This is a genomic window from Streptosporangium sp. NPDC050855 (genome assembly GCF_044456585.1).
GTDB classification, from domain to species: Bacteria; Actinomycetota; Actinomycetes; order Streptosporangiales; family Streptosporangiaceae; genus Streptosporangium; species Streptosporangium longisporum.
This window is the reverse complement of sequence record NZ_JBITFY010000014.1, coordinates 129,597-153,759: the sequence shown is the minus strand read 5'-3', so window position 1 is coordinate 153,759 and position 24,163 is coordinate 129,597. Positions and strand designations below refer to the sequence as shown.

The 24,163-nt window shown below is 73.9% G+C and carries 20 protein-coding genes; 12 read left to right on the top strand and 8 right to left on the bottom strand.

Annotation, left to right across the window (positions count from 1 at the left end; all coding sequences use genetic code 11):
- Window positions 1-140: 140 nt before the first annotated feature.
- The 5 genes from ACIBCT_RS26780 to ACIBCT_RS26760 all read left to right on the top strand — a co-directional run bounded on the left by ACIBCT_RS26780 (window position 141) and on the right by ACIBCT_RS26760 (window position 8,182).
- Window positions 141-1,730: an SWIM zinc finger family protein gene (locus ACIBCT_RS26780; protein ID WP_399193048.1), complete on the top strand. Its 1,590-nt coding sequence runs from the start codon at window positions 141-143 to the stop codon at window positions 1,728-1,730.
- Window positions 1,727-3,160: a DUF5691 domain-containing protein gene (locus tag ACIBCT_RS26775; RefSeq protein WP_399193046.1), complete on the top strand. Its 1,434-nt coding sequence runs from the start codon at window positions 1,727-1,729 to the stop codon at window positions 3,158-3,160. Before ACIBCT_RS26780 ends, ACIBCT_RS26775 begins: the two co-directional genes overlap by 4 nt.
- Window positions 3,160-4,227 carry an AAA family ATPase gene (locus ACIBCT_RS26770; RefSeq protein ID WP_399193044.1) on the top strand — a complete coding sequence of 356 codons (1,068 nt, stop codon included), beginning with the start codon at window positions 3,160-3,162 and terminating at the stop codon, window positions 4,225-4,227. Before ACIBCT_RS26775 ends, ACIBCT_RS26770 begins: the two co-directional genes overlap by 1 nt.
- A 69-nt stretch (window positions 4,228-4,296) precedes the next feature.
- Window positions 4,297-7,035, top strand: coding sequence for a DUF5682 family protein (locus tag ACIBCT_RS26765; protein ID WP_399193042.1), 2,739 nt, complete (start codon window positions 4,297-4,299; stop codon window positions 7,033-7,035).
- The gene (locus tag ACIBCT_RS26760) at window positions 7,028-8,182 is read left to right on the top strand and encodes a VWA domain-containing protein (RefSeq protein ID WP_399193040.1); all 1,155 of its coding nucleotides are present in this window, start codon (window positions 7,028-7,030) and stop codon (window positions 8,180-8,182) included. Before ACIBCT_RS26765 ends, ACIBCT_RS26760 begins: the two co-directional genes overlap by 8 nt.
- A 44-nt stretch (window positions 8,183-8,226) precedes the next feature.
- On the opposite strand, the gene ACIBCT_RS26755 is transcribed toward ACIBCT_RS26760, so the two are convergent.
- Window positions 8,227-8,409, bottom strand: a complete 183-nt coding sequence (locus ACIBCT_RS26755; protein ID WP_399193039.1) for a hypothetical protein — start codon at window positions 8,407-8,409, stop codon at window positions 8,227-8,229.
- Between the two features lie 130 nt (window positions 8,410-8,539).
- Complete coding sequence (locus ACIBCT_RS26750; protein WP_399193038.1) at window positions 8,540-8,902, bottom strand: DUF4440 domain-containing protein; 363 nt, start codon at window positions 8,900-8,902, stop codon at window positions 8,540-8,542.
- Between the two features lie 82 nt (window positions 8,903-8,984).
- Between ACIBCT_RS26750 and ACIBCT_RS26745 the strand changes: the two genes are divergently transcribed.
- Entirely contained in the window at window positions 8,985-9,395 is a 411-nt protein-coding gene (locus tag ACIBCT_RS26745) for a YybH family protein (protein ID WP_399193036.1), read from the top strand.
- An 86-nt stretch (window positions 9,396-9,481) separates the two neighbouring features.
- Here the strand turns inward: ACIBCT_RS26745 and ACIBCT_RS26740 are convergent, their stop codons facing one another.
- The 4 genes from ACIBCT_RS26740 to ACIBCT_RS26725 all read right to left on the bottom strand — a co-directional run bounded on the left by ACIBCT_RS26740 (window position 9,482) and on the right by ACIBCT_RS26725 (window position 12,015).
- A complete protein-coding gene (locus ACIBCT_RS26740; protein ID WP_399193034.1) occupies window positions 9,482-9,631 on the bottom strand; it encodes a hypothetical protein in 150 nt (49 codons plus the stop codon).
- Between the two features lie 37 nt (window positions 9,632-9,668).
- Entirely contained in the window at window positions 9,669-10,889 is a 1,221-nt protein-coding gene (locus tag ACIBCT_RS26735; RefSeq protein WP_399193032.1) for an RNA polymerase sigma factor, read from the bottom strand.
- Between the two features lie 8 nt (window positions 10,890-10,897).
- Entirely contained in the window at window positions 10,898-11,248 is a 351-nt protein-coding gene (locus tag ACIBCT_RS26730; RefSeq protein WP_399193030.1) for a YciI family protein, read from the bottom strand.
- 350 nt (window positions 11,249-11,598) lie between these two features.
- Complete coding sequence (locus tag ACIBCT_RS26725) at window positions 11,599-12,015, bottom strand: MerR family transcriptional regulator (RefSeq protein ID WP_399193028.1); 417 nt, start codon at window positions 12,013-12,015, stop codon at window positions 11,599-11,601.
- A gap of 225 nt (window positions 12,016-12,240) precedes the next feature.
- On the opposite strand from ACIBCT_RS26725, the gene ACIBCT_RS26720 reads away from it, so the two are divergent.
- The 3 genes from ACIBCT_RS26720 to ACIBCT_RS26710 all read left to right on the top strand — a co-directional run bounded on the left by ACIBCT_RS26720 (window position 12,241) and on the right by ACIBCT_RS26710 (window position 16,165).
- Window positions 12,241-13,290 (top strand): aldo/keto reductase, encoded by a 1,050-nt coding sequence (locus ACIBCT_RS26720; protein WP_399193026.1) that lies wholly within the window; start codon window positions 12,241-12,243, stop codon window positions 13,288-13,290.
- Between the two features lie 162 nt (window positions 13,291-13,452).
- Window positions 13,453-14,826 (top strand): MFS transporter, encoded by a 1,374-nt coding sequence (locus ACIBCT_RS26715; protein ID WP_399193024.1) that lies wholly within the window; start codon window positions 13,453-13,455, stop codon window positions 14,824-14,826.
- 325 nt (window positions 14,827-15,151) lie between these two features.
- Entirely contained in the window at window positions 15,152-16,165 is a 1,014-nt protein-coding gene (locus ACIBCT_RS26710; protein ID WP_399193022.1) for an enolase C-terminal domain-like protein, read from the top strand.
- A 152-nt stretch (window positions 16,166-16,317) separates the two neighbouring features.
- On the opposite strand, the gene ACIBCT_RS26705 is transcribed toward ACIBCT_RS26710, so the two are convergent.
- Entirely contained in the window at window positions 16,318-17,730 is a 1,413-nt protein-coding gene (locus ACIBCT_RS26705) for an Ig-like domain-containing protein (protein WP_399193020.1), read from the bottom strand.
- A gap of 159 nt (window positions 17,731-17,889) precedes the next feature.
- Between ACIBCT_RS26705 and ACIBCT_RS26700 the strand changes: the two genes are divergently transcribed.
- Window positions 17,890-20,244: a polysaccharide lyase 8 family protein gene (locus ACIBCT_RS26700; protein ID WP_399193017.1), complete on the top strand. Its 2,355-nt coding sequence runs from the start codon at window positions 17,890-17,892 to the stop codon at window positions 20,242-20,244.
- Window positions 20,245-20,283: 39 nt separating this feature from the next.
- On the opposite strand, the gene ACIBCT_RS26695 is transcribed toward ACIBCT_RS26700, so the two are convergent.
- A complete protein-coding gene (locus ACIBCT_RS26695) occupies window positions 20,284-21,909 on the bottom strand; it encodes an LCP family protein (RefSeq protein ID WP_399193015.1) in 1,626 nt (541 codons plus the stop codon).
- Window positions 21,910-22,047: 138 nt separating this feature from the next.
- On the opposite strand from ACIBCT_RS26695, the gene ACIBCT_RS26690 reads away from it, so the two are divergent.
- Both ACIBCT_RS26690 and ACIBCT_RS26685 read left to right on the top strand, forming a co-directional pair.
- The gene (locus ACIBCT_RS26690) at window positions 22,048-22,923 is read left to right on the top strand and encodes an enoyl-CoA hydratase-related protein (RefSeq protein ID WP_399193013.1); all 876 of its coding nucleotides are present in this window, start codon (window positions 22,048-22,050) and stop codon (window positions 22,921-22,923) included.
- Window positions 22,924-22,934: 11 nt separating this feature from the next.
- A complete protein-coding gene (locus ACIBCT_RS26685; RefSeq protein WP_399193011.1) occupies window positions 22,935-23,993 on the top strand; it encodes an alpha/beta hydrolase in 1,059 nt (352 codons plus the stop codon).
- Window positions 23,994-24,163: the final 170 nt, after the last annotated feature.

The window sequence follows — 24,163 nt, the reverse complement described above, 5'->3', positions numbered from 1 at the left end:
GTCGCGGAGCGCGTCCCGCGGTCCTGCCGCGGCATCGGACGTTCCGCGGCACGGTGCGTCCCGGGACCCGTCCCGCGGGCGGGGACGGCCTGGTGGAGATCGATGTGGTTTTGTCGGCAAGGTTGGCTAGCGTTCGCTGCGTGATCGAACGGTGGAACCGGGATCAGGTGCTGGCGCTCGCGCCCGACGCCTCCTCCCAGAAGGCAGCCCACGGAGTCTCCTCTCCCGCCAAGTGGTCGGGGACGGGGGTCGGTGCCGACGCGCTGTGGGGCGAGTGCAAGGGCAGCGGCTCCAAGCCCTACCGGGCGTGCGTCGACCTGTCCGAGCCCGCCTACAAGTGCACCTGTCCGAGCAGGAAGTTCCCGTGCAAGCACGCGCTGGGCCTGTTGCTGCTCTGGTCGGCCGACGGTGTCCCCGCCGCCGACGAACCCGCCGACTGGGTGGGCGAGTGGCTGGACGGGCGGCGCGGGCGAGCGGCCAAGGCGGCCGAGGCCGGAGCGGCCCGAGCGGCCAGGTCCGCCGAGGCGGGGCCCGCCGACGGCCGCAGGGCCGACCGGCGCGAGCAGCGCGTGACCGCCGGTCTCGCGGATCTGGAACGCTGGCTCGCCGACCAGATCAGGCAGGGCATCGCCGGATCCCGGCGCCACGACCAGTGGGACGCCCTGGCCAAGCGCCTGGTCGACGCCCAGGCCCCCGGGGTGGCGGGCTCGCTCTCCCGGCTGGGCGCCACCCTGGACGGCGACGACTGGCCGGCCCGACTCCTCGGCGAGTACGCGCTGCTGCACCTGCTCTGCGTGGCGCACCGCCGTCTCTCGGCGTCCCCGGAGTCCCCGGAGTCCCCGGAGTCCCCGGAGTCCCCGGCGTCTTCTGCGGACGGCGCCGACGGCGCCGGTGACGCCGTCGCCGGGGCGGACGCCGGGGGAGCGGTGCCCGCAGGGCTCCTGCAGCGGGTACGCGACCGGGTCGGCTTCTCGATGACCAAGGAGGAGGTGATCGCCGGCGGCACCGTCCGCGACCGGTGGGACGTGCTGGGACGGCGTGACGAGGAGAACGACAGGCTGACCGCCCGCAGGGTGTGGCTCCGTGGCCGCGAGACCGGCAGGGTCGCGCTGGTGCTCTCCTTCGCACCGGCCGGGCAGGCCCTGGACGCCTCCCTGGTCACCGGCACGACCGTCGACGCCGACCTGGCGTTCTATCCCGGCTCGGCTCCGCTGCGCGCCGTGGTCGCCGCCCGTCACCGGACGATCCGTCCCGGGGCCGGTTCCGTGGAGGCCCGTCCCGATGGTGCCGGGGCCGGTTCGAACGGGGTCGGTTCGAACGGGTCCGACGCGGTCCGTCCCGGTGCGGCCGGGACGACGGCGTCCGGGCCTGAGACGCCCGGCACGACGGCGCCCGGCACGACGGCGGCGGGGGGTGAGGACGTGGGAGCGGGCCCGCTGCCCGGCACGAGCGTGCGGGCGGCCCTCGACCAGGTCGCCGAGGCGCTGGCCGGTGATCCCTGGCTCGACTCCTGGCCCGTACTGCTGGAGGGGGTGGTCCCCGCAGGGAACGACCTGCGGTTGCTGACCGGCCCCTCCGGGGGGCTCGCCCTCCACCCGTCGGTGGGAACCCCCTGGCGGCTGGCCGCCGTCTCCGGCGGTCACCCCGTGACCGTCGCCGCCGAATGGACCCCCAGGGGCTTGCGCCCCCTGACGACCTGGGACGAGGAAGGCAGGGTGATCGTCCTGTGAACGCCTCCGCCGAATGGGAGGACCTGGTCTCCACCGCGCTCGTCGGGACCGACCGGCGCCCGATCCCCGGGCAGGCCGCGAGCGAGGTCGAGCTGCTCGAACGCGCGGCCGTGCACACGCTGCGGACGCGTGCGGGACGGCGGCCGGTCACCGGGGTGGAGCCGCCGGCCACGGCGGCGCCCGAGGAGCAGCCCGTGATCCCGCCCGCCGCCGCCGACCGGTTCGCCGGCCTTGTGGAGGGCAAGGGGCCGAAACTGCTCGACGAGTGGCTTGAGGCGGCCGCGGGGCGCGGTTACCGGCTCTCCCCGCACCTGCTGCCCAGGCTCCTCGACCACGCCGCCAAGGACAGGTCGATCCGGCCGCACGTCGGTGTGCTCGCCGGGAACCGGGGCCGCTGGCTGGCCGGTCTCAACCCGTCCTGGAAGTTCCTGCTGGAGGAGGTCACCTCCGCCGCCGTGACCGGGTTCGACGGCGACGAGGTCTGGGAGCTCGGCACCTCCGGGGACCGCCGCGTCTACCTGTCCGCGCGACGGGCGGCGGACCCGGCCGGGGCCAGGGAACTGCTCGCGGCGACCTGGGAGAAGGAGACGCCCGCCGACCGGGAGGCCTTTCTCAAGGTCCTCGCCGACGGCCTGTCCGACGACGACGAGCCCTTCCTGGAGGCCGCGCTCGACGACCGCCGCCGCGAGGTCCGCAACGAGGCCGCCTACCTGCTCAGCAGGCTTCCGGGCTCGCGCCTCGGGCAGCGGATGGCCGAACGGGCCGCGCGCCACCTGTCCGTCAAGCCCGGCAGGATCCTCGGGGGCGGGAAGATACTCGTCACCCCGCCCGAGACCTGTGACGCCGCGATGGAACGCGACGGCATCCGGGCGAAGCCCCCGCACGGCACCGGTGAGAAGAGCTGGTGGCTCCAGCAGCTGGTGGCCCGCACCCCGCTGGCCGTCTGGACCCGGCTGTTCGGAGCCTCGCCCCGCGACATCGTCCGTATGAAGGTCGTCGACTGGCGCCGGGAGGTCGTGGCCGGATGGGTCAGGGCCGCGGTCGTACAGGGCGACCCGGCGTGGGCCCGCGAGCTCTTCCTCGACGACCCGCTCGCCGACCTGCTCGCGGTGCTGCCCCCGGTGGAGCGCGAGGCCGTGGCGGTGGACTTCGTCCGTCACCACGCCGACCGGCACGGACGGCTGGTCGACCGCCTGGTGGGCGTTCCCGCCCCCTGGGGTCCCGACCTGACGCTCGCCGTGCTGGAGAAGATCCTCAAGCTCTCCTCCGGCAACCAGTCCTGGTACGTCGGCGAGGTCACCAGACTCGCCGGGGAGCGCGTCGATCCGGCCCTGCACGACATGGCCGCGCGTTTCTCCCCCGAACCCCCCATCCAGGAGGTCGCCGCCCTCCTGCGTTTCCGTGACGACATGTTGAAGGAGCTGCAGTAGTGACAACGGTTCTGCGGGCCCACGCCGAAGACCAGTACGCCGAGGAGCTGGCGATCCTGGCCAAGAGCGACGACCGGACCCGCCCGCCGGGGTGGAAACTGTCCCCCTGGGCGGTGACGACGTACATCCTCGGTGACGGCGACCAGATCACCCCGAAGTACATCGGGCCGCGGCGCATCGTCGAGGTGGCGGTGGCGACGCTCGCCACCGACCGCGCGCTGCTGCTGCTCGGCGTGCCCGGCACGGCCAAGACCTGGCTGTCGGAGCACCTGGCCGCCGCGATCAGCGGCGACTCCACCCTGCTGGTGCAGGGCACCGCGGGCACCGCCGAGGAGGCCGTCCGCTACGGCTGGAACTACGCCCGGCTGCTGGCCGAGGGCCCGTCCATGGAGGCGCTCACCCCCAGCCCGGTGATGCGGGCGATGGCCGAGGGACGGCTCGCCCGCGTGGAGGAGCTGACCCGCATGCCCTCCGACGTGCAGGACGCGCTGATCACCGTGCTCTCGGAGAAGACGCTGCCGATCCCCGAGCTCAACCGGGAGGTGCAGGCCTCGCGCGGGTTCAACGTGATCGCCACCGCCAACGACCGCGACCGCGGCGTCAACGAACTGTCGAGCGCGCTGCGCCGCCGGTTCAACACCGTCGTGCTGCCGGTCCCCGCCACCGCCGAGGAGGAGGTGGACATCGTCTCCCGCCGGGTGGGCCAGCTCGGCCGCTCCCTGGAGCTGCCCGAGACCCGTACCGGTCTGGAGGAGATCCGCCGCGTGGTCACGGTCTTCAGGGAGCTGCGCACCGGCGTCACCGAGGACGGCCGTACCAAGGTCAAGTCTCCCAGCGGCACGCTCAGCACCGCCGAGGCCATCTCCGTCCTCACCAACGGCATCGCCCTGGCGGCGCACTTCGGTGACGGCGTGCTGCGCCCGTCCGACGTGGCCGCGGGCATCGTCGGCGCCGTGATCCAGGACCCGGTCTCCGACCGTGTCGTCTGGCGCGAGTACCTGGAGACCGTGGTGCGCGAGCGCCGCGACTGGCGCGACTTCTACCGGGCCTGCCGTGACGCGGGCTGAGGCGATGCTCCCCCCGAAGGGCGTCCCCACGACCTCGGTGCGGGTCCCCGCGGCGGCCGGGTGGTGCCGATGAGCGTCTCCGTGCTGGGAATCCGGCACCACGGCCCGGGGTCGGCGCGCTCCTTGCGCGACGAGCTCGAGCGGCTCGCGCCGGACATCGTGCTCATCGAGGGCCCGCCCGAGGCGGACGGGCTGGTCGAGCTGGCACGCGACCCCGACCTGCGGCCGCCGGTCGCGCTGCTCGCCCACGTGCCGGGCGAGCCGTCCAAGGCCGCGTTCTGGCCGTTCGCGGAGTTCTCCCCCGAGTGGCAGGCGATCCGTCACGCGCTCGGGGCGGGCGTCCCGGTCCGGTTCTGCGACCTGCCCGCCGTGCACAGCCTCGCCTCCCGGCCCGGCGAGCCCGGCGACGCGAGCCCGGACGCGGGTCCCGGTCCGGGTCCTGGATCAGGTCCGGGATCGGCCGAACCGGAGCGGACGGATCCCGGGACGGCCGGGGACACGGAGGACAAGGACGACAAGGACGACAAGGACGACAAGGAGGAGGGCGCCGAGAGTCCCGGGGGTGGCACGGATCCTGAGGGCGCCGGGGGCGACACCGGGGACACCGGGGAAACCGGGGACGCGGTGCCCGGGGGAGAGGGGAACGGCGGGGACGGCGGGGACAGGGACGCCGCTCCGGAGACGGTACGGATCGACCCGATCGGAGCCCTGGCCCGCGCCGCCGGGTACGACGACCCCGAACGCTGGTGGGAGGACGCGGTCGAGCACCGCGGCGACACCCCGTTCCACATGATCGCCGAGGCCATGGAGGCCGTCCGCGAGGGCCACTCCGCCGACGAGTACGAGGCGCGGCGCGAGGCGTTCATGCGGCGCACGATCCGCAAGGCGGTCAAGGACGGCTTCCAGCGGATCGCCGTGGTCTGCGGAGCGTGGCACGTCCCCGCGCTGACGGGCACCTCGCGCGAGGGGGCGGCCTGGGGAGCCGGGCTGCCCACCGCGAAGGCCGACGACGCGCTGCTCAGGGGACTGCCCAAGGTCAAGGCCGAGATGACCTGGGTGCCGTGGACGTACGGGCGGCTGGCCGCCTGGAGCGGGTACGGCGCGGGCGTCACCTCCCCGGGCTGGTACCACCACCTGTTCACCTCCCCGGACCGTCCGGTCGAGCGGTGGCTGACCGGAGCGGCCGGGGTGCTGCGGGAGGAGGACCTGCCGGTCTCCTCCGCCCACGTCATCGAGGGGGTACGGCTCGCCGAGAGCCTGGCCGTGCTCAGGGGACGGCCGCTGGCCGGGCTGGCCGAGGTGACCGAGGCGGTCAGGGCGGTGCTCTGCGAGGGCGACGACCTGCCGGTGGAGCTGATCCAGCGGCGCATGGTCGTGGGGGAGCGCCTCGGCCAGGTGCCGGACAGCACCCCGATGGTCCCCCTGCAGCGCCACCTGCGCGAGGAACAGCGCAGGGTGCGCCTCAAGCCCGAGGCCCTCGACCGCGAGTACGATCTCGACCTGCGCAAGCCCCTCGACCTGGAGCGCAGCAGGCTGCTGCACCGGCTGCGCCTGCTCGGCATCGACTGGGGCACCCCGCAGCAGAGCCGCAGCAAGGGTACCTTCCGCGAGTCGTGGTCGCTGGCCTGGCGGCCCGAGTTCGACATCGACCTGATCGAGGCGAGCGCCTGGGGCACGACCGTCCCGGCCGCAGCCGCCGCCCGCGTCCGCGACCTCGCCGACGGGGGAACGGCGCCGGTCACCCGGTCCGGCGCGTCCGGCACGCTCCCCGGATCGGCACCCGGTCCCGGAGGCGCGGGCCCGTCGGGTGCGGGTCCGGGGGGCGGGGGAGCGGGCGGGCCCGGTGGCAGGGCGTCCGGCGGGGTCACCCTGGCCACCCTCACCGGCCTGGTGGAGCGCTGCCTGCTCGCCGACCTGCCCGAGGCGCTGCCCCACGTCCTCGACGCCCTGTCGGAACGGGCGGCGCTGGACGGCGACGTCACGCACCTGATGGCCGCGCTCCCGGCCATGGTCCGCGCCCAGCGCTACGGCGACGTGCGCGGCACGCCCGCCACCGGCCTGACGGTCATCGTCGAGGCCATGCTCACCAGGATCTGCGTCGGTGTCGGCGGTGCCGTCACCGGCCTCGACGACGACGCGGCAAAGGACCTGCTCGGGCACATCGACGCCGTGCACGCCGCCGTCGCCCTCCTCGACACCGACCCGGCAGGCTCCGCGAACTCCGCGAACTCCGCGGGCTCGGCCGGTTCCACGGGTGCCGACGGTTCCGAGGAGCGGGTCAACGGTTCCGGGGAGCGGGTCGCCGGAGCGGAGGAGGCGCCGAGAGCGCGGTGGCTGGCGGCGTTGCGCGCGGCCTCGGGCCGTGCCGACCTGCACGGCCTCATCGAGGGACGGCTCACCAGGATCCTGCTGGACGCCGGAGACCTCGACACGACCGAGGTGGACCGGAGGATGTCGCGCGCGATGTCGGCCGGGCACCCTCCGGCCAGGGCGGCCGCGTGGATCGAGGGCTTCCTGTCGGGCGGTGGGCTGCTGCTGGTCCACGATCCGCGACTGCTCGGGCTGGTCGACGCCTGGCTCACCGGGCTCGCCCCGGAGACCTTCGTCGACGTCCTGCCGCTGCTGCGCAGGACGTTCGGTGCCTTCGCCGCCCCGGAACGCCGCTCGATCGGCTCGCGCGTCCGCTCGCTGGGCACGGGCACCGCCGACCGGGCACCGGAGGCGGAGGACTTCGACGAGGAGCGCGCGGCACCGGCCGTGCGGACCGTACTGGCGATCCTGGGAAGGACGGGACGGACCGATGGATGAGAGGCTGCGCCGCTGGCGGATGGTCCTGGGCGGCGACGCAGACGGCACCGGCTGCTCGCTGACCGGAACCGACGCCCAGATGGACGGTGCCCTGGCCGCCCTGTACAACGGCGGCGGCGCGGGGGCGGGTGAGCGGAGCGGAGGTCTGGGCGCCTCCGCGCCCAGGGTGGCGCGCTGGCTGGGCGACATCCGGTCCTACTTCCCCTCGACCGTCGTCCAGGTCATGCAGAAGGACGCGGTCCAGCGGCTGAACCTGACCCGGTTGCTCATGGAGCCGGAGATGCTCGAGGCCGTCGAGCCCGACGTCCACATGGTCGGCACGCTGCTGTCGCTCAACCGGGTGATGCCGGAGAAGGCGCGCGAGTCGGCCCGGGCCCTGGTCCGCAAGGTCGTCTCCGAGCTGGAGCGGAAGCTCGTGCAGAGGACGAAGGCCGCGGTGACCGGGGCGCTGGACCGCTCGGCCCGGACCCACCGGCCCAAGCGGGTCGCCGACATCGACTGGGACCGCACGATCCGCGTCAACCTGAAGAACTACCTGCCCGACCGCAACACCGTGATCCCCTCCAGGCTCGTCGGGTACGGCAGGCGGCAGCGGGCGGTCCAGCGCGAGGTCGTGCTCTGCATCGACCAGAGCGGGTCGATGGCCGCCTCCGTCGTCTACTCCAGCGTCTTCGGCGCGGTCCTGGCCTCGATGAGCTCGCTGAGGACCTCGCTGGTCGTCTTCGACACGGCGGTGGTCGATCTCACCGACCAGCTTCACGATCCCGTGGAGCTGTTGTTCGGCACCCAGCTCGGCGGCGGCACCGACATCAACCGGGCCATCGCCTACAGCCAGGGTCTCATCACCCGTCCCACTGATTCGATCTTCATTCTGATCAGTGACCTCTACGAGGGCGGGGTGCGCGAGGAGATGCTCCGCAGGGTCGCCCAGATGACCGCGGCCGGGGTGCAGGTGATCGTGCTGCTCGCGCTCTCGGACGAGGGCGCGCCCTTCTACGACCACGACAACGCCGCGGCGCTCGCCGCCATGGGGGTGCCGGCCTTCGCCTGCACACCGGACGCCTTCCCCGACCTGATGGCGGCGGCGATCGAGCGTCGCGACGTCGGCCAGTGGGCCGAGCGGGCGCTGGGGCGCAGCGCCGGGTGATCGTTGGCGCCGGGTGATCCTTCCGGACGGCCGGGGCCGGGCGTTCACCCGGTGCCGGCGCCGGCGCCGATGACCCGCCCGGCCAGCACGACCAGCCATCGGCCGCACGCGCATCGCGCGTACCGGACGGTTCCCTCCGAGGTGTGGTGGGTGGACGCCGGAACGGCGGCCGGCCGCCCGCACGAGGGGCAGGCGGGCCGCCGTCCGGTCGAGATCTCGTCTGTCATACGTCCAGCGTGCTGTAAGCGGTTAATACACCTCAACCATTACAGCGGTACGACTTACCCCTTACATCGCCGCCGGTGTCGGATACCGGGGCCGGGTGCCGGGTGCCGAGGCCGGATGCCGGGTGCCGGTTCAGCGCGGTGTCTGCTGGTGGAAGACCAGCCTCCAGCCGTCCTGGCGGCGCGCGTACAGGCTGCTCATCAGGGCCGAGTACGGCGGGGCGCCGTCGCGCCGGGCGAGGACGCCGTAGGTGACCAGCGCGGTGTCGGTCGTGGGGTGGGACACGCGCGGGTCCTGAAGCTCGTAGGAGGACCAGGGCCGCCCCGACATGGCCTTCACGATCGCCGCCCGGTCGTCGAGCACCATGCCGCCGGGCAGCAGCATGACGACCGTGCGGTCGAGGATCCGCTCGTAGAACCCGGTGGCGGCCTCCGGGGTGGAGGAGAGCGCCTGCCAGCCCTGCCTCTCAAGGTCGATCACGTCGTCCCGTGTCACTCTTCGTCTCCGTCCTCTCCTGCCGCCCGAGCCGTCCGGCCCCTCCCAATGAAGATCATTTTTATGGTACGATGCGTATGTCATGACACGTCATGACGACACCACCGCCATTCTTCCCACCGACGCCGAGCTGCTCCCCGCGGCCTACGTGGACGCGTTCAACTCGGGGAACGCCGAGCGCCTGGACGGCCTCTACGAGGACGCGAGCGTGCTCGTCCCCTCCCCGGGCCATCCGGCCACCGGTGCGGAACGGGCCGCCGCCGACCGCCATCTCCTCGGTTTCGGCCTGCCGATCGACGCCCGGCTGCGGCACGCCTACGTCGCCGGAGACGTCGCCCTGCTCGTCGTCGACTGGTCCCTTCGCGGTACGGGCGCCGACGGCCACGAGGTCCACCTCGGGGGAACCGCGGCCGACGTCGCGCGACGGGGGGCGGACGGGCTGTGGCGCTACGCCGTCAACAACCCCTTCGGAACCGGCCGGGCCCCGCACTGAGCCCCATCGGTCCCTGGTGACGGCCGAGGCCCCCTGCCCGGCCGTCACCTCGGTGTGATCGCCGGCCCCGCTCACCTCGACCGGCTCTACCTGGTGATCACCGGCGACCGATCGGCGCGGCCGGGCGCGACGCGTACCACGACCACGACGCGTACAAGGCGTGCGACGACCACGACGACCACGACCACCACGACCACCACGACGCGTACGACACGTGCGACGACCGTGACGACCACGACGCGTGCGACGGGGCGGGGCGGGGTCCCGCGACGGTCAGGGATCCACCGTCGCGCGCATGCGCAGCAGGAAGTCGCGCTCGGCCGCGTTGCCGACGAGGTCGAGCGCGGCGTCGTACGCCCGGGCCGCCTCGGAGGCGCGGCCCAGGCGCCGCAGCAGATCGGCCCGGACGGCGTGGAACAGGTGGTAGCGGCCCAGGTCGAGACCGTCGACCAGGTCGAGCGCAGCGCCCGGTCCCTCGACCTCGGCCACCGCGACCGCGCGGTTGAGGGCCACCACCGGTCCCGGCGCGAACTCCAGCAGCCGGTCGTACAGGGCCAGGATCTGCCGCCAGTCGGTGGCGGCCGCGATCGGCGCGTCCGAGTGCACCGCGTTGATCGCCGCCTGGATCTGGTACGGGCCCGGCAGGCCGCGCCGCAGGCAGCGCCGGACGATGGCCTGCCCCTCGGCGATGAGCTCCCGGTCCCACAGGCTCCGGTCCTGGTCGGCCAGGAGCACGAGGTCGCCGCCGGGGGTGACGCGGGCGGCCCGGCGCGACTCGGCGAGCAGCATGAGCGCGAGCAGTCCCAGCACCTCGGGCTCGTCGGGCATCAGCTCGGCCAGCAGCCGTCCCAGGCGGACGGCCTCGGCGCACAGGTCCTCGCGGACCAGCCGGTCGCCCGTGCTGGCCGTGTGCCCCTCGGTGAAGACGAGGTAGACCACGGCCAGCACGGCCCGCAGGCGATCGGGCAGCTCGGCCTCGGCGGGGATCCGGTAGGGGATCCCCGCGTCGCGGATCTTGTTCTTGGCCCTGACCAGCCGCTGGGCCATGGTCGGCTCGGGGACCAGGAACGCGCGCGCGATCTCGGCCGTGGTGAGCCCGCCCAGCAACCGCAGCGTCAGCGCGACGCGGGCGCCGGTGGAGAGCGCGGGATGGCAGCAGGTGAAGATCAGCCTCAGCCGGTCGTCGCGCACTGGGCCCTCCTCGACGGGTTCACCGGGGGTGTGCAACAGGGCCGCCTGGGCGTGCCGGTCCTGGCGGGTGGCCTCCCGGCGCAGCCGGTCGATCGCCCGGTTGCGGGCGGTGGTGATGATCCACCCCGCCGGGCTCGGGGGAGGGCCGGTGACCGGCCACCGCCGTACCGCCTCGGTGAACGCGTCCTGGACCGCCTCCTCGGCGAGGTCGATGTCACCGAGGTGGCGGATCAGTACGGCCACCGCGCGGCCGTACTCCCGGCGGAACACGCCTTCGATCTGCTCGGCGGACGGGCCCGTCATGGCGGAGGTCAGTCCTCGGCCTCGCCCTCGAGGGGACGCACCTCGACCGGGAGCGTGGTCGCGCCGGCGAGCTTGCGTCCCCATTCCAGGGCGGCGTCGAGATCGGGTGCCTTGATGACGGTGAACCCGCCGATGTGCTCCTTGCCCTCGGTGAACGGGCCGTCGGTGGTCAGCGCCTCACCGTCACGGACCCGCACCACGGTGGCCGAGCTCGCCGGATACAGCCCTCCGGCGAAGACCCACGCCCCCGCCTCCTTGATCTCCCGCTCCACGGCCCCGACGTCCCGCATGATGGGCTCCAGTTCACCGGACGGCAGGGTGCCGTCGGGCTGGTACACGCTGAGCAGATACCGCTTCATGGTCGATCCTCCTGGTTCTCGCGGCCACCGGCGCCACCACCCCCCGGTGGCGGACCCCGTCGCCGCCGGGCACGGCACGGTGCCGGCCCCTCACCTCCTACACGAACGGTCCTCGCCCGGATCGACATCGCACGAGGGAGAACCGGAATTTTTCCGTACGGCCCGCGCGGCCCGTCCGTCCGGCGCGGTCCACGCGTTCCCGGTGGGTCAGCGGGGTGCACCGGGGCATGCCGGGGCCCGCCCGCGCTCGCAGGCCACCGAGAGCACCGGAGCACCGAGAGCACCGAGAGCACGGGGGCGTCGGAGCACCGAGGGCGTCGAGAGCACCGGGGCGTCGGGGAGGACCCCGGTCACGAAGGCGGTGCCGAGCACGGGTGGCCGGCGGCGCCCTGGTCGAGGAGGTCCTCGTACACGCCGACCTTGTGGTTGATCAGGTCCATGCACCGCGAAAGGCCGTCGATCTGTGCCATCACCCGCTCCCTGTGCAGGCGCAGCAGGGCGAGCCGCTCCTCCTCGTTACCGGTTCCCTGCCGGACGAACTCGGTGTAGCGGCGGATGTCGGGCAACGGCATGCCCGAGGCGCGCAGGACGATGCACAGGGTCAGCCACTCCACGTCGCCCTCACCGTAGACGCGACGCCCGCCGGGGCCGCGCCGTACCGGATCGATCAGGATGCCCTCGCGCTCGTAGAAACGCAGGGCGTGGACGCTCAGTCCCGTGCGCTCGGCGACCTGCCCGATGCTCAAACCCGGTGTGACATCCCGCATGCCGTCCAGGATACGGACTTGATCTAGAGTCGACTCCAGCTCCTAGGATGCGGACTCGAGCGGCCCTTACGTCACGGTCATCGCGGGGCGCGACGGCGACGGCGCCGACGGGCACGCCGGGCACGCCGGGCACAGGGCCGCCGCGTTCTCGTCGCCGGGTACGGCCACGACCGTCCCGGCACGTCCTCACCGGCACCCGCCGGACGTCAGCAAGGGAGCCTGACCATGCGCTACCGCATTCTCGGCGGCACCGGCATCGAGGTGAGCGTCCACTGCCTCGGGACCATGATGTTCGGCGCGGTCGGCAACGCCGACCACGACGACTGCGCCCGCATCGTCCACGCCGCGCTCGACCGGGGGATCAACTTCGTCGACACCGCCGACATGTACTCGGCGGGGGAGTCCGAGGAGATCCTCGGGAAGGCGCTGAAGGGGCGCCGCGACGACGTCGTGCTCGCCACCAAGGTGCACTTCAGGATGGGCGAGGGGCCCAACCGGAGCGGCAACTCGCGTCGCTGGATCCTCAGGGAGGTCGAGGAGAGCCTCAGGCGCCTGCGTACCGACTGGATCGACCTCTACCAGATCCACCGTCCCGACCGCTCGACCGACATCGAGGAGACGCTCTCGGTGCTGAGCGACCTCGTCCGCCAGGGGAAGATCCGCGCCTTCGGCTGTTCGAGCTTCCCGGCCGAGGAGATCGTCGAGGCGCACCACGTCGCCGAGCGCCGCGGCCTGCAGCGCTTCAGGACCGAGCAGCCGCCCTACTCCCTGCTCGCCCGGGGCGTCGAGGCCGACGTGCTCCCGGTCTGCGGGCGGTACGGGATGGGGGTGCTGACCTGGAGCCCGCTCGCCTCGGGCTTCCTGTCAGGCGCGTACCGCAGGGGGCGGCCCGTCGACCTGTCCACCGGCCGTCCCGCCCTGACCCCGGCGCGCTTCGACCCCGCCCTCCCGGAGAACGCCGCCAAGTTCGACGCCCTCGAGAAGCTGGTCGCCCTCGCGGAGGACCTGGGCTGCTCGCTTCCCGCGCTCGCCGTGGCCTTCGCCGCGGCGCACCCCGCCGTCACCTCGGTGATCACGGGGCCACGGACCATCGGGCACCTGGAGGAGCTGCTGAAGGGCGCCCCGCTCACCCTCGACGACGCCACCCTCGACCGGATCGACGAGATCGTCCCGCCCGGGACGAACCTGTACCCCCCGGACGGTGCCTGGCGCCCGCCGTCGCTGGCCGACGCCGCGCTGCGACGGCGTCCGCTCACGGAACGCGCCGCCGGGTGAGGCCGGTCGCCGGTCCCGCGCGGGCCGCCCGTCCCGCAGGGGACGTCGCTCCTGCAAGGGCCGCCGGTCCTATGGGAGGGGACCGGGACGCCGGTCCTACGACCAAGGGCCGAACCAGGGGCCCGATGACGGGTGCCGGGCACCGGCCGTACCGTCTATCCCATGGTTAGCACGACGATCGAAGAACGCCCTGCCGGAATATTCGCCCCCCGCTACCGGGCGCTGACGGTCGGGACGGTGGCCCTGATCACCCTGGCGGCCTTCGAGTACCTGGCCGTGGCCACCGCCATGCCGGTCGTGGCCGCCGAGCTGAACGGCCACGCGCTGTACGGGCTGGCGTTCAGCGGGGCGCTGGCGGCCGGGGTGGTCGCGACCGTGCTGGGCGGGCGCTGGGGTGACCTGGCCGGGCCGGTCGCGCCGCTGTGGACCGGGTCGGGGGTCTTCGCGGTCGGGCTGATCCTGGCCGGGGTCGCGCCGACGATGGACGTGTTCATCGCGGGCCGGTTCGTCCAGGGCTTCGGCGCGGGCATGCTCCAGGTGGCGATGTACGTCCTGGTCTCACGGGTCTACCCCGCCGAGCTCCACCCCCGGGTGTTCTCGATCTTCGCGACCGCCTGGGTGGTGCCCTCCATGGTGGGACCCGCGATCACCGGCGTCGTGGTGGAGAGCGTCGGCTGGCGCTGGGTCTTCTACGGCGTGGCGGTGATCCTCCTGCCGGCCGCGCTGCTGCTCTGGCGCGGGCTGGCCTCGGCGCCGATGTCGGACCAGCCGCCCGTCCCCGCCCGCGCCTCGATCGCGTGGAGGCTGGGCTGGGCGCTGCTCGTCGCGGTCGGAGCAGCCCTGATGCAGTACGGCGCGTCGCTCATGCAGTACGGGGGCGCGACGCGCGGTGCCGGGCTCGTCCTGATCGTCGCCGGTCTGGCCGTGCTGGCCGCGGCGCTTCCCCGGCTGCTGCCCACGGGGACCCTGCGCGCCGCCCGCGGGCTGCCCTCGGTGATCTCCCTGCGCGGCATCGCGGCGGGTGCGGTCATCGGCGGTGAGGCGTTCCTGCCGCTGATGCTCAGGGACGAGCGCGGCCTGTCGCTGACCATGGCCGGGCTCGTCCTGACCGGCGGTGCGCTGAGCTGGTCGTTCGGCTCGTGGGTGGTGGGCCGCAGGCGGTTCGAGCGCGTCCCGCTGCTGCGGTTCGGCATGCTGCTGATCACCGTGGGCCTCGTGATGATGGGCCTGACCGTCTTCGCGGCCGTCCCGATCGCCGCGGCCTTCGCCGGTGAGATCGTGCTGGGGCTCGGCATGGGCGTCGTGTACCCGACGCTGTCGGTGCTCGTCCTGGAGCTGTCGCCCCCGGGACAGGAGGGGGAGAACAGCGCGTCGCTGGGGGTCGCGGAGTCGGTCTACACGGTCGTGTCGGTCGCGGTCGCCGGCGCGCTGCTGGCGGCCCTGGGCACCCTCGGAGCCGTCTACCTGCTCTGCTTCGCGCTGGTGGCGCTGCTGGCGGCCGGCGGGATCCTGGTGTCGGGACGGGTCAGGACCTGACACCTTCCCGGTCCCGGCCCTGACCCCGGTTCCCGCCCGGGTCCCGGTCCCGTCTCGGGTTCCTGCTCCCGCCTCGGGCCCCTGTCCCGATCATGGGCCCGGACCGGGATCCGGGTGGGGGTCGCTTTCTCCCCTTTCTCGCCGGCCCGTCCGCCCCCGGCCCCGGTTCCGGATTTCCCCGGCCACGGGGGATGTCCGTGGGTCCGCGTGGCACCATGGGGAAGAACGCCGACCTTCCCGGTGTTGAACGGAGTCCCGCCCTAGGGCGGGATTCGTGTTTTCAGAGCTCGGAGTCCTCCGAGCTCGGAGAGACCGAGGGGGGTCCATGCCGCGTGTCCGTGATCTCGAGGTGTTCCGGTTGATCCTGCCGTACGGCAGGCGGCCGGAGAGCATCCTCGTCCGGCTCACCGACTACGGCGGCATGACCGGGTGGGGCGAGGTCGTCGACGCCGACCCCAAGACCTGGGTGTCGCTGGAGGAAGGGCTCGGCCAGGCGTTGATCGGCCTGGACTGGGAGCACCCGGACGAGCTGGGCCGGATCCCCGGGGGGTCCGCGGCCGACATGGCCTGCTGGGACCTGTGGGCCAGGATGCGCGGGGTGCCGCTGGCCCACGCGCTCGGCGGTACCCGCACCTCCCTGATGGCCACCGTCAGGATCGGCGCCGAGCGCAACCTGGACAGCCTGGTCGCGAGGGTGAACCGGCACGTCTGCGCCGGATACGCCCACGTCACCCTGGACGTCCATCCCGGCTGGGACGTCGAGCCGCTGCGCGCCGTCCGCCAGGCGTACCCGGTGCTGGGCATCGCCGTGGACGCGCGCGGCGCCTACACCGGCATCGACGCGCTGGCGGCGCTCGACGCCTACACGCTCTCCGCGATCGAGCGTCCCTTCGCCGGTCCCACGGGCCTGGCCGACCACGCCGACCTGCAGGAACGGGTCGCCGCGCCGGTCCTGCTGGAGGTCCCCTCCGCCGCGGAGCTGGAAGAGGCGATCACCGTGCGGGCCGGCCGGGCGCTGCTGCTCCGCCCGGCGGCCCTGGGGTCCCTGCGCGAGGTGCGCCGGGTGCACGACCGCGCGGTGGAGGTCGGCTGGGAGATCGCCTGCGCCGGTGGCCGCGGCACCGGGCTGGCCCGCGCGGCCACCGTCGCCGCCGCCAGCCTGCCCGGTTGCGGCCTGCCCTGCGACGTGGCCGAGCCGCCGCGCAGCGCCCAGATCGTCGACCCGCCGGTCGGGGCCTCGGGTGGCGTGGTGGCCGTGCCGCTCACCCAGCCGGGCCTGGGCCACCGCATCGACGAGGACCGGGTCCGCCGCCTGGCCAAGGAGTCGTACGCCGTCTGAACGGGCGTACCCCCCCTTGGACCGGACGTCTCCCTCACACGGGGCCGACGGGAGCGGACCCCCGTCCACGTGCCCGCTCCGGGACGGGACGAGACGGGACGAGCGGGCCGCCCCGGAGCCGCCCCCGAGCCGTCCCGAGCCGTCCGGGACCTCTAGGGACAGGCCGGCGTCGTGAAGACCACGCCGTCCAGGAAGTTGCCGGCCCCCTGGCTGCCGCCCGCGGCCGACACCGAGTCGAAGGCGAACCGCGTGACGGTCTGCCCCGCGGGCACGACGTACACGCCGGTGTAGTGGCCCCAGGCGGTGTTGCCGTCGGCGATGTCCGGGGACGAGGCGCCGGTGGGGACCTGGGCCACGGTCGCCCCCGGCGCGCCGATGAGCACCCGCATCACGTCGGTGCCCTGGCGCCCCCGGTGGTACAGCGACCAGGTCATCCGCGTCCCCGGGACGGTGGGCAGGTCCTGGTAGAGCGTGGAGACCTGGTTGGCGTTGAGCTCGGCGAACTGCCGGCCGTCGGCCGCGGGGACGGCGACGTTCCCGCCCCCGGTCTGGCCGCTGCGCCAGAACTCCAGCCGGTTGTCGGTCGCGGTGGTGCGCCAGCCGACGCCCGGGTTCGACGAGGCGTCCGGGACGGCGCTGTCGATCGTGGCCACCGGCGGTGCCTCGAAGCCGCCGTTGACCAGGTCGACGGGCGTGTAGGTGCACGGGATGGTGATCGTGACCCTGGCGGTGGCGGTCCCGCAGGCCGTGGTGACGGTGTAGGCGAAGTCGTCGGTGCCGGTGAACCCGGCGGCGGGCGTGTAGACCACGTCGCGGCCGGAGATCGTCGCGGTGCCGTTGGCCGGCGGGTTCAGGCCGGTGATCGTCGGTGCGGCCGCGGTGTCGTTGGCCAGGACGGGCACCCTGACGGCCGTGCCCGGCGCGGTGGAGGCGGTGTCGTCGGCGGCCTGGGTGGGTGAGATGGACTGCCCGCTCACGATCTGGATCGGGGGAGCGGGAGCGTTGGCTCCCAGCTGGCCGGGAGCGGACAGGACGCTGCTGATCCCGGTCGGCCGGATGGTCATGGAGCCCCCGACGGTGCCCTGCCTGACCTGGAAGGTGATGACCTTCGCCGGCGGGTCGGCCTTGGTGCCCTGCGAGGGGATCGACAGGACGCTGCCGACGACGGCGCCGGCCCCGGACTGGCCGACGATGTCGGCGTAGGCCAGCAGCGACGACAGGTCCCACGTGGTGGTGTAGCGGCTGACCAGGAACGGCCACCGGGCCGTGCGGTGGGCCAGCGTGAGGGTGAAGGTGCCGCCCGGCGCGATCCGCCCGCCCCACAGGGGCGGGGAGGTGTCGACCGAGACCGACCCGCCGCCCAGCCTCATGCCGAACGCGTTCTTCCAGTAGTACTCGACGGGGTAGGTCGCCCGTCCCTGCTGCACACAGGGCGTGACGGCGGCTCGCGCGGTGGCGGCGGCGTGCGCGCCGGTGCCGGCCGCGGCCGGTGCGCCCGATGGGGCGAGCAGCGTCGATAGGGCGCAGGCCGACGCGATGAGCGCGGAGGTGAATCGTCGTGGCACCAACTCTGGACTCCCGTTCTGTCGTGAGGGATGCCCTCCTGGATCATCCACTTCAGAACGGAGATTACTCTCGGTGACGATCGTGTCGCGTCAGGTGCCCGCGTACCGCGTTTCACGCGACACGCGGGACGAACGCCCTCCTTGAGCGACAATCCCGATGTGAGCGGATGTTCCAGGCGATCGCTTCTCCGGCTCGGCGGGGTCGCCGCGGCCGGGGCGCTGATCCCGGCGGAGGTCGCGCGCGTCCCGGGCCGGTCCTCGCCCGCGGCGGACGTCCCGCCCGTGGCCCGCGCGGCGTCCGGGCGGGACGACGTCTTCGCCCTGCTGCGCCGCCGGTGGCGGGACGTCACGGCCGGGTCGGGGTTCGACGCCTCGGCCGAGCCCTACCGGACCCGGCTGGCGGGGCTGGGAAGGACCGCGGCCCGGTACCGGGACACCATGGCGCCGGCCGGCGCGTCGCTCTGGCCGGGCCTGGCGTTCCCCTCCTTCACCGCCACCCCGGAGCGACTGCGGACCATGGCCCGCGCGTACGCCCTGCCCGGGACCGGGCTGACCGGCGACGCCGGCCTGGCCGCGGCCGTGGCCGCCGGGATCGACCACTACCGGAGCCGGGTGTACGCCGCGGGCGCGGAGGCGGCGGGCAACTGGTGGAACTGGCAGATCGGCGTCCCGCGCAGGCTCCTCGACGCGGCCGTGCTGATCGGCCCGCACCTGACCGAGCGGGAGGGCGGGCCGCTGCGGCAGGCGGCGGAGCACTTCGTGCCCGCGTGCCTGCTGCGCGACTACGAGGGTACCAGCACCGGCGCCAACCGGGTGGACCTGTGCGTGGTGACGCTGCTGCGCGCCCTCGTGGGATCCGACCCGGGCGGGGTCGCGCTGGCCGCCTCTGCGCTCTCCCCGGTCTTCCCCCACGTCGAGGAGGGCGACGGCTTCCACCGGGACGGCTCGTTCCTGCAGCACACCTTCGTGCCCTACCAGGGCGGGTACGGGGCGGTGCTGCTGTCGGGCCTGGCGACCCTGTTCGCGGTGCTGCGCGGATCACCGTGGGAGATCACGGATCCCCGCCGGCGGGTCGTCTTCGACATGGTCGAGAGGTCGTTCGCGCCGTTCGTCCACGACGGTCTCTGCATGGACCTCGTCTCCGGCCGCGGGATCGGCAGGCGGCCGTACGGCGACCACGACCGGGGGCGCAGGATCGCCCTGTCGATCCTGCTGCTGGGCGAGTCGGCGTCGGCGGCCGAGCGGGCCCGCTGGCGGTCCACGGTCAAGGGGTGGGCGCTGCGGGAGACCCACCGGCCCATGCTCGCCGCGGCCGAGACCGAGGACCTGGGAGCCCACGCCCGCCTGGCCGCGGTGCTGGACGACGACGCGGTCCCCGCAGCGGCCGAGCCCTCCGGGCACCGGCTCCTGGCGAGCAGCGCCCGCGCCGTCCACCGCAGACCCGGCTGGTGCGCGGGCCTCAGCATGGCCTCGGACCGGATCGGCCACTACGAGCACGGCAACGGCGAGAACCCGCGCGGCTGGCACACCGGCTCGGGAATGCTCCACTGGTGGGGCCGCGGCCACGGCGACCAGTACTCCGACTCCTTCTGGGCCACGGTCGACCCCTACCGGCTGCCGGGCACGACCGTCTCCACCCGGCGGCTCGCGGACGGCGCCGGACCGGCCTGGGGCGACACCTGCCCGCCGGTCCGCTGGGTGGGCGGCGCCACCGACGGCGTGTACGCGGCGGTCGGCCAGCACCTGAACGGCTTCGAGAGCACGATGCGGGCGTTCAAGTCCTGGTTCTTCCTGGACGACGCCGTGGTCTGCATGGGGGCGGGCATCACCGCCGAGGACGGCGTACCGGTCGAGACCGTCGTGGACAACCGCAGGACCGGCGCGCGCCTGACCGTGGACGAGGCGGCGGGCTGGGCGCACCTGGAGGGGCACGGCGGCTACGTCCTTCCCTGCGCCTCCGGCCTGCGCACGCTGCGCGAGAGGCGGGTCGCCGAGGGGGAGCGGGCGGGGGGAGCGGCGCGCGACTACACGACCCTGTGGTTCGACCACGGCGTCGATCCCGTCTCGGCCGGTTACCTCTACCTGCTCCTGCCGGGGGCGAGCCTGGCCGCGACCCGGTCCCGGGCCGCCGACCCCGGCCGGGTGCGGGTGCTCGACAACACCGCCCGGCGGCAGGGCGTGCGGGTCCCCTCGCTCGGCCTGACCGCCGTCGTGTTCTGGGACGCCGGGGCCGCCGGCGGCCTGGCCGCCTCCGCCCCGTGCGCGCTCCTGGTCCGGGAGACCGGCGACGGTACGGCCACGGTGACCGTGTCCGATCCGCGGCGCGACCTGGACACCCTGACCGTGACCTGGGACCGGCCGGTGACCGGGGTGCTGGACGGGCACGGAGTGCTGACGGGCGCCACGACCGGGGCCGGGCTCACGCTCGTCTTCGACCGCCCGGCCGCCTGGAGCGGGGACTCGGTCACGGTCACCGTACGGCTCGGCGGGAGGTCGCCGGGCGGCGGCCGGTGACGGCCGTGCGCGCGTGTTCCCGGGACCCGGGACGTGCGCTCAGCCGCAGCCCTCGCTGATGCCCTTGGGGGAGGCCGGGTCCGGCGTGGCCGTGGCGCTCGCCCGGGGGCGGGGCGTCCGGGTGGGCGCGCCGGTCGCGGTGCCGCCGGTGTCGGCGCTGTCGGCGGTGTCGGTGGTGTCGGCGGTGCTCCTGCCGGTCGGCCCGGTGGTCTCACCGGTCCGCGGGATGCCGGTGGCCGTGGTGGTGTCGGTGCCACCGGTGCCGCCGGTGCCGCCGGTGGGGGTCCCCGGAGTGGCGGAGGGGGCCGCGGTGGCGGTGAGCGGGCGCCGCGGGGTGGCCGCGGAGGCACGCAGGGCCTTCGCGGTGATCTTGCGGATCTTGCTCCAGTCGGGGTAGCCGGTGTTGATCAGCGGAGGGACGAACTGGACGCTGGTCACCTTCGCGTTCTTCACCTTCAGCGCCAGCGGGACCAGGTGCTCCAGCATCGGGCGCGGGATGTCGGTCTTCAGCAGTTCCTTGGTGGCCAGCGCGACCCGGTTGAACCGGGACAGCACGGTCGCAGGATCCGACTGGGAGAGTAGGGCGCCCAGCACGCAGCGCTGGCGGCCCATCCGGGTGTAGTCGTCGCTGTTGGTCCGCGAGCGGGCGAACCACATCGCGTCGGCGCCGCGCAGCCGCCGGGTGCCCGCCTTGACCAGGCCCTCGTTGTACTTGCCGAAGACCACGTCCTGGGGGACGGTCAGCGTGACGCCGCCGATCGCGTCGATCAGCCGGGCGAAGCCCCACATGTTGACCAGGGCGTACCAGTCGATCTTCAGGCCCAGGGTGTAGCCGACCGTGTCGATGAGCGTCTTCGTGCCCTGGTGCCTGCGTCCCCCGAAGATCTCCGGGTGCGCGTCGGCGTACTCCCAGACCGCGAAGAGCAGGTCCTCGCGCGAGCCGTCCGGGTTGACGGGGAGGCGGAAGCCGTCGGGGAAGCGCTTCGCCATGGGCGAGCCCGGGACGAAGCGGACGTTCTCCAGGTTGCGCGGCAGGCTGAACAGCACGGTGTTGCCGGTCCGGACGTCCACGCTGGCCACGTTGATGCTGTCGGTGCGCACGCCCGCCCGGTGGGTGTCGGCGTCGCCGCCCAGCAGCAGGATGTTCACCCGGGAACGGCCGGCCCACGGGTCGTCCGCGTTCGCCGTGCCGCCGTCGCCGTTCGCGGGGCGGGGGGTGGACGGGGCGCTGAAGATGTCGTCCAGCGCCGACTGCGAGAACGCCGCGGACTGCCCGACGAAGCCGAAGGGCAGCAGCACGGCCACCGCGAGCAGCCCCGCCAGGCCCCCCGCGACGGCCTGCCCCGCGCCGGGGAGGCGGCCGGGGTTCATCACCGTGAACGAGTGCACGACCAGCGCGAACCAGGCCAGCCCGAGCACGGCCGAGGCCGCGATGACCGTGGTCACCTGGGAGGAGGACGAGGCCAGCTGCCCGGCGAGGGCACCCAGGTCGGAGGTGAGCGCCACCCAGAGCAGCGCCAGCAGCAGCACCGCGTACACCGACAGCAGGGTCAGGCCGGTCCTGCGCCATCCCGCGCGCAGGTGGGCCGCGCCCGGGACGACGGCGGACAGTGCCGTCCAGCCGATGACCGTGCCGACACCGGACGGCCGTGGTCTGTCCCGCACCCGCCCCCCGTTTCCTCGCCGTTCAGCGTCGACGGAGATATTAGGGGGATAAAACAGCGTCGCGGGCGACAAGTCGGTGAACAACTCAAGAAGCCCATCCGGACTTATCGCACATTTTCCCTGGAATAAGATTCGGTCATGGCCTTCACGGAGATCCACTACGAGGTGGCGGACGGTGTCGCCACGATCACCCTCGACCGCCCCCACCGCCTCAACGCCTTCACCTACGTGATGCGCGGCGAGCTGATCGACGCCTTCGACCTCGCCGACGCCGACGACGAGGTGCGCGCCGTCGTCGTCACCGGCAGGGGCCGCGCCTTCTGCGCGGGCGCCGACCTCGCGGGCGGGGGCGAGACCTTCGACCACCGCAGGACCGGCGAGATGTACGCCGGGCAGGACACCGTCGACGGCTCCCCCCGCGACGGCGGCGGCACGGTCGCGCTCCGGATCGCCAGGTCGCTCAAGCCCGTCATCGGCGCGATCAACGGCCCGGCCGTGGGCGTCGGGGTGACGATGACGCTCCCGATGGACGTCAGGCTCGCCTCCGACACCGCCAGGTTCGGCTTCGTCTTCGCCCGCCGCGGCATCGTCACCGAGGCCGCCTCCAGCTGGTTCCTGCCCCGCCTCGTCGGCATCTCCCAGGCCATGGAGTGGGCCGCGACCGGCAGGGTGTTCCCCGCCGACGAGGCGCTCCAGGGCCGGCTGGTCTCCAGGGTCCTCGCCCCCGACGAGCTCCTCCCGGCCGCGTACGCGCTCGCCCGCGAGATCGCCGACAACACCTCGGCCGTCTCGGTCGCCGCGATCCGCAGGCTCATGTGGTCGGGCCTGTCGGCCTCCTCCCCGTGGGAGGCGCACCGCGCAGACTCGATCCTGATGAACGCGCTCGGCTCCGCCCCGGACGCGGCCGAGGGCGTCACGGCGTTCCTGGAGAAGCGGGCGGCGGCGTTCCCGATGAAGGTCTCGGGCGACCTTCCCGAGGCGGTCCCGTCCTGGCCGGACAACCCCTACGAGTGACGCCGAGCACCATGTCCGACGTTCCCGCTCCCGGCGTCCCCTCCCTCGACGTCCCCCGCCCCGCGCTTCCCGCTCCCGGCGTGCCTGCCCCCGCCGTTCCCGCCCCCGCCGTTCCCGGTCCCGACGTTCCCGCCCCCGACGTTCTCGGCCCCGGTTACGAGCTCACGGTCCTGCCGATGGCCGACGACCACGAGGGGCCGGTGGTGGCCTCGCTGGTGCGGCGGCGGGCCGACGGCCCCGCCCGCGGAGCCGTGCTGTACGTGCACGGCTTCACCGACTACTTCTTCCAGACCCACCTGGCCGACCACTTCGTCGCCCGGGGCTTCGACTTCTACGGACTGGACCTGCGCAAGTACGGCCGCTCGCTGCTGCCGCACCAGACCCGCGGGTTCGTGCGCAGCCTCACCGAGTACTTCCCCGAGATCGACGAGGCCGTACGGGTCGTCCGCGAGCGGGACGGGCACCAGCGGGTCGTCCTCAACGCCCACTCCACCGGCGGCCTGATCGCCCCGCTCTGGGCCGACCGGGTCCGCGGCCGGGGCCTGGTCCAGGCCCTGGTGCTCAACAGCCCCTTCCTCGACCTCAACGTCCCCTCCCCCCTGCGGGCCGCCGCCGACCTGCTGCGCGGCCCGCTGTCCCGGCTGCCCGCCGGCGCCGTCCTGCCCCTGGTGGCGGCCACCGCGTACGGCACGAGCCTGCACCGCACCCACCACGGCGAGTGGGACTTCGACCTGGAGTGGAAGCCCATCGGCGGGTTCCCGGTGCACGCGGCCTGGCTGGCCGCGGTCCGCCGGGCACAGCGCAGGCTGCACGGCGGCCTGGGGGTGGACGTGCCGGTGCTGGTGCTCTGCGCCGAGAAGGGACTGCGGCTGCGCGCCTTCGCCCCCGAGGCGCGCGGCGCCGACGTGGTGCTCGACCCCCGGCAGATCGCCCGCTGGTCGACCAGCATCGGCCCGCACGTGACGTGCGTCCGGATCGCGGGCGGCATGCACGACCTGGTGCTCTCGCCCGAACCGGTCCGCGGGCGCGTGCTCGCCGAGATCGACCGCTGGCTCGGCGGCCACCTCTAGCCTGCCGCCGTCCGCCCGCGGTCTGCCCACCGCCCATCCGCCGCCACGGGCGGAACCCGATCCGGGCCCGGCCGCGGGCGACCTGCCGAACGGCTCACGCGTACCAAAGGGATGCGAACGGACGTTTCCCATCACCTCGATCCCCGTGACCCGATCTTCGCGGGGACCCG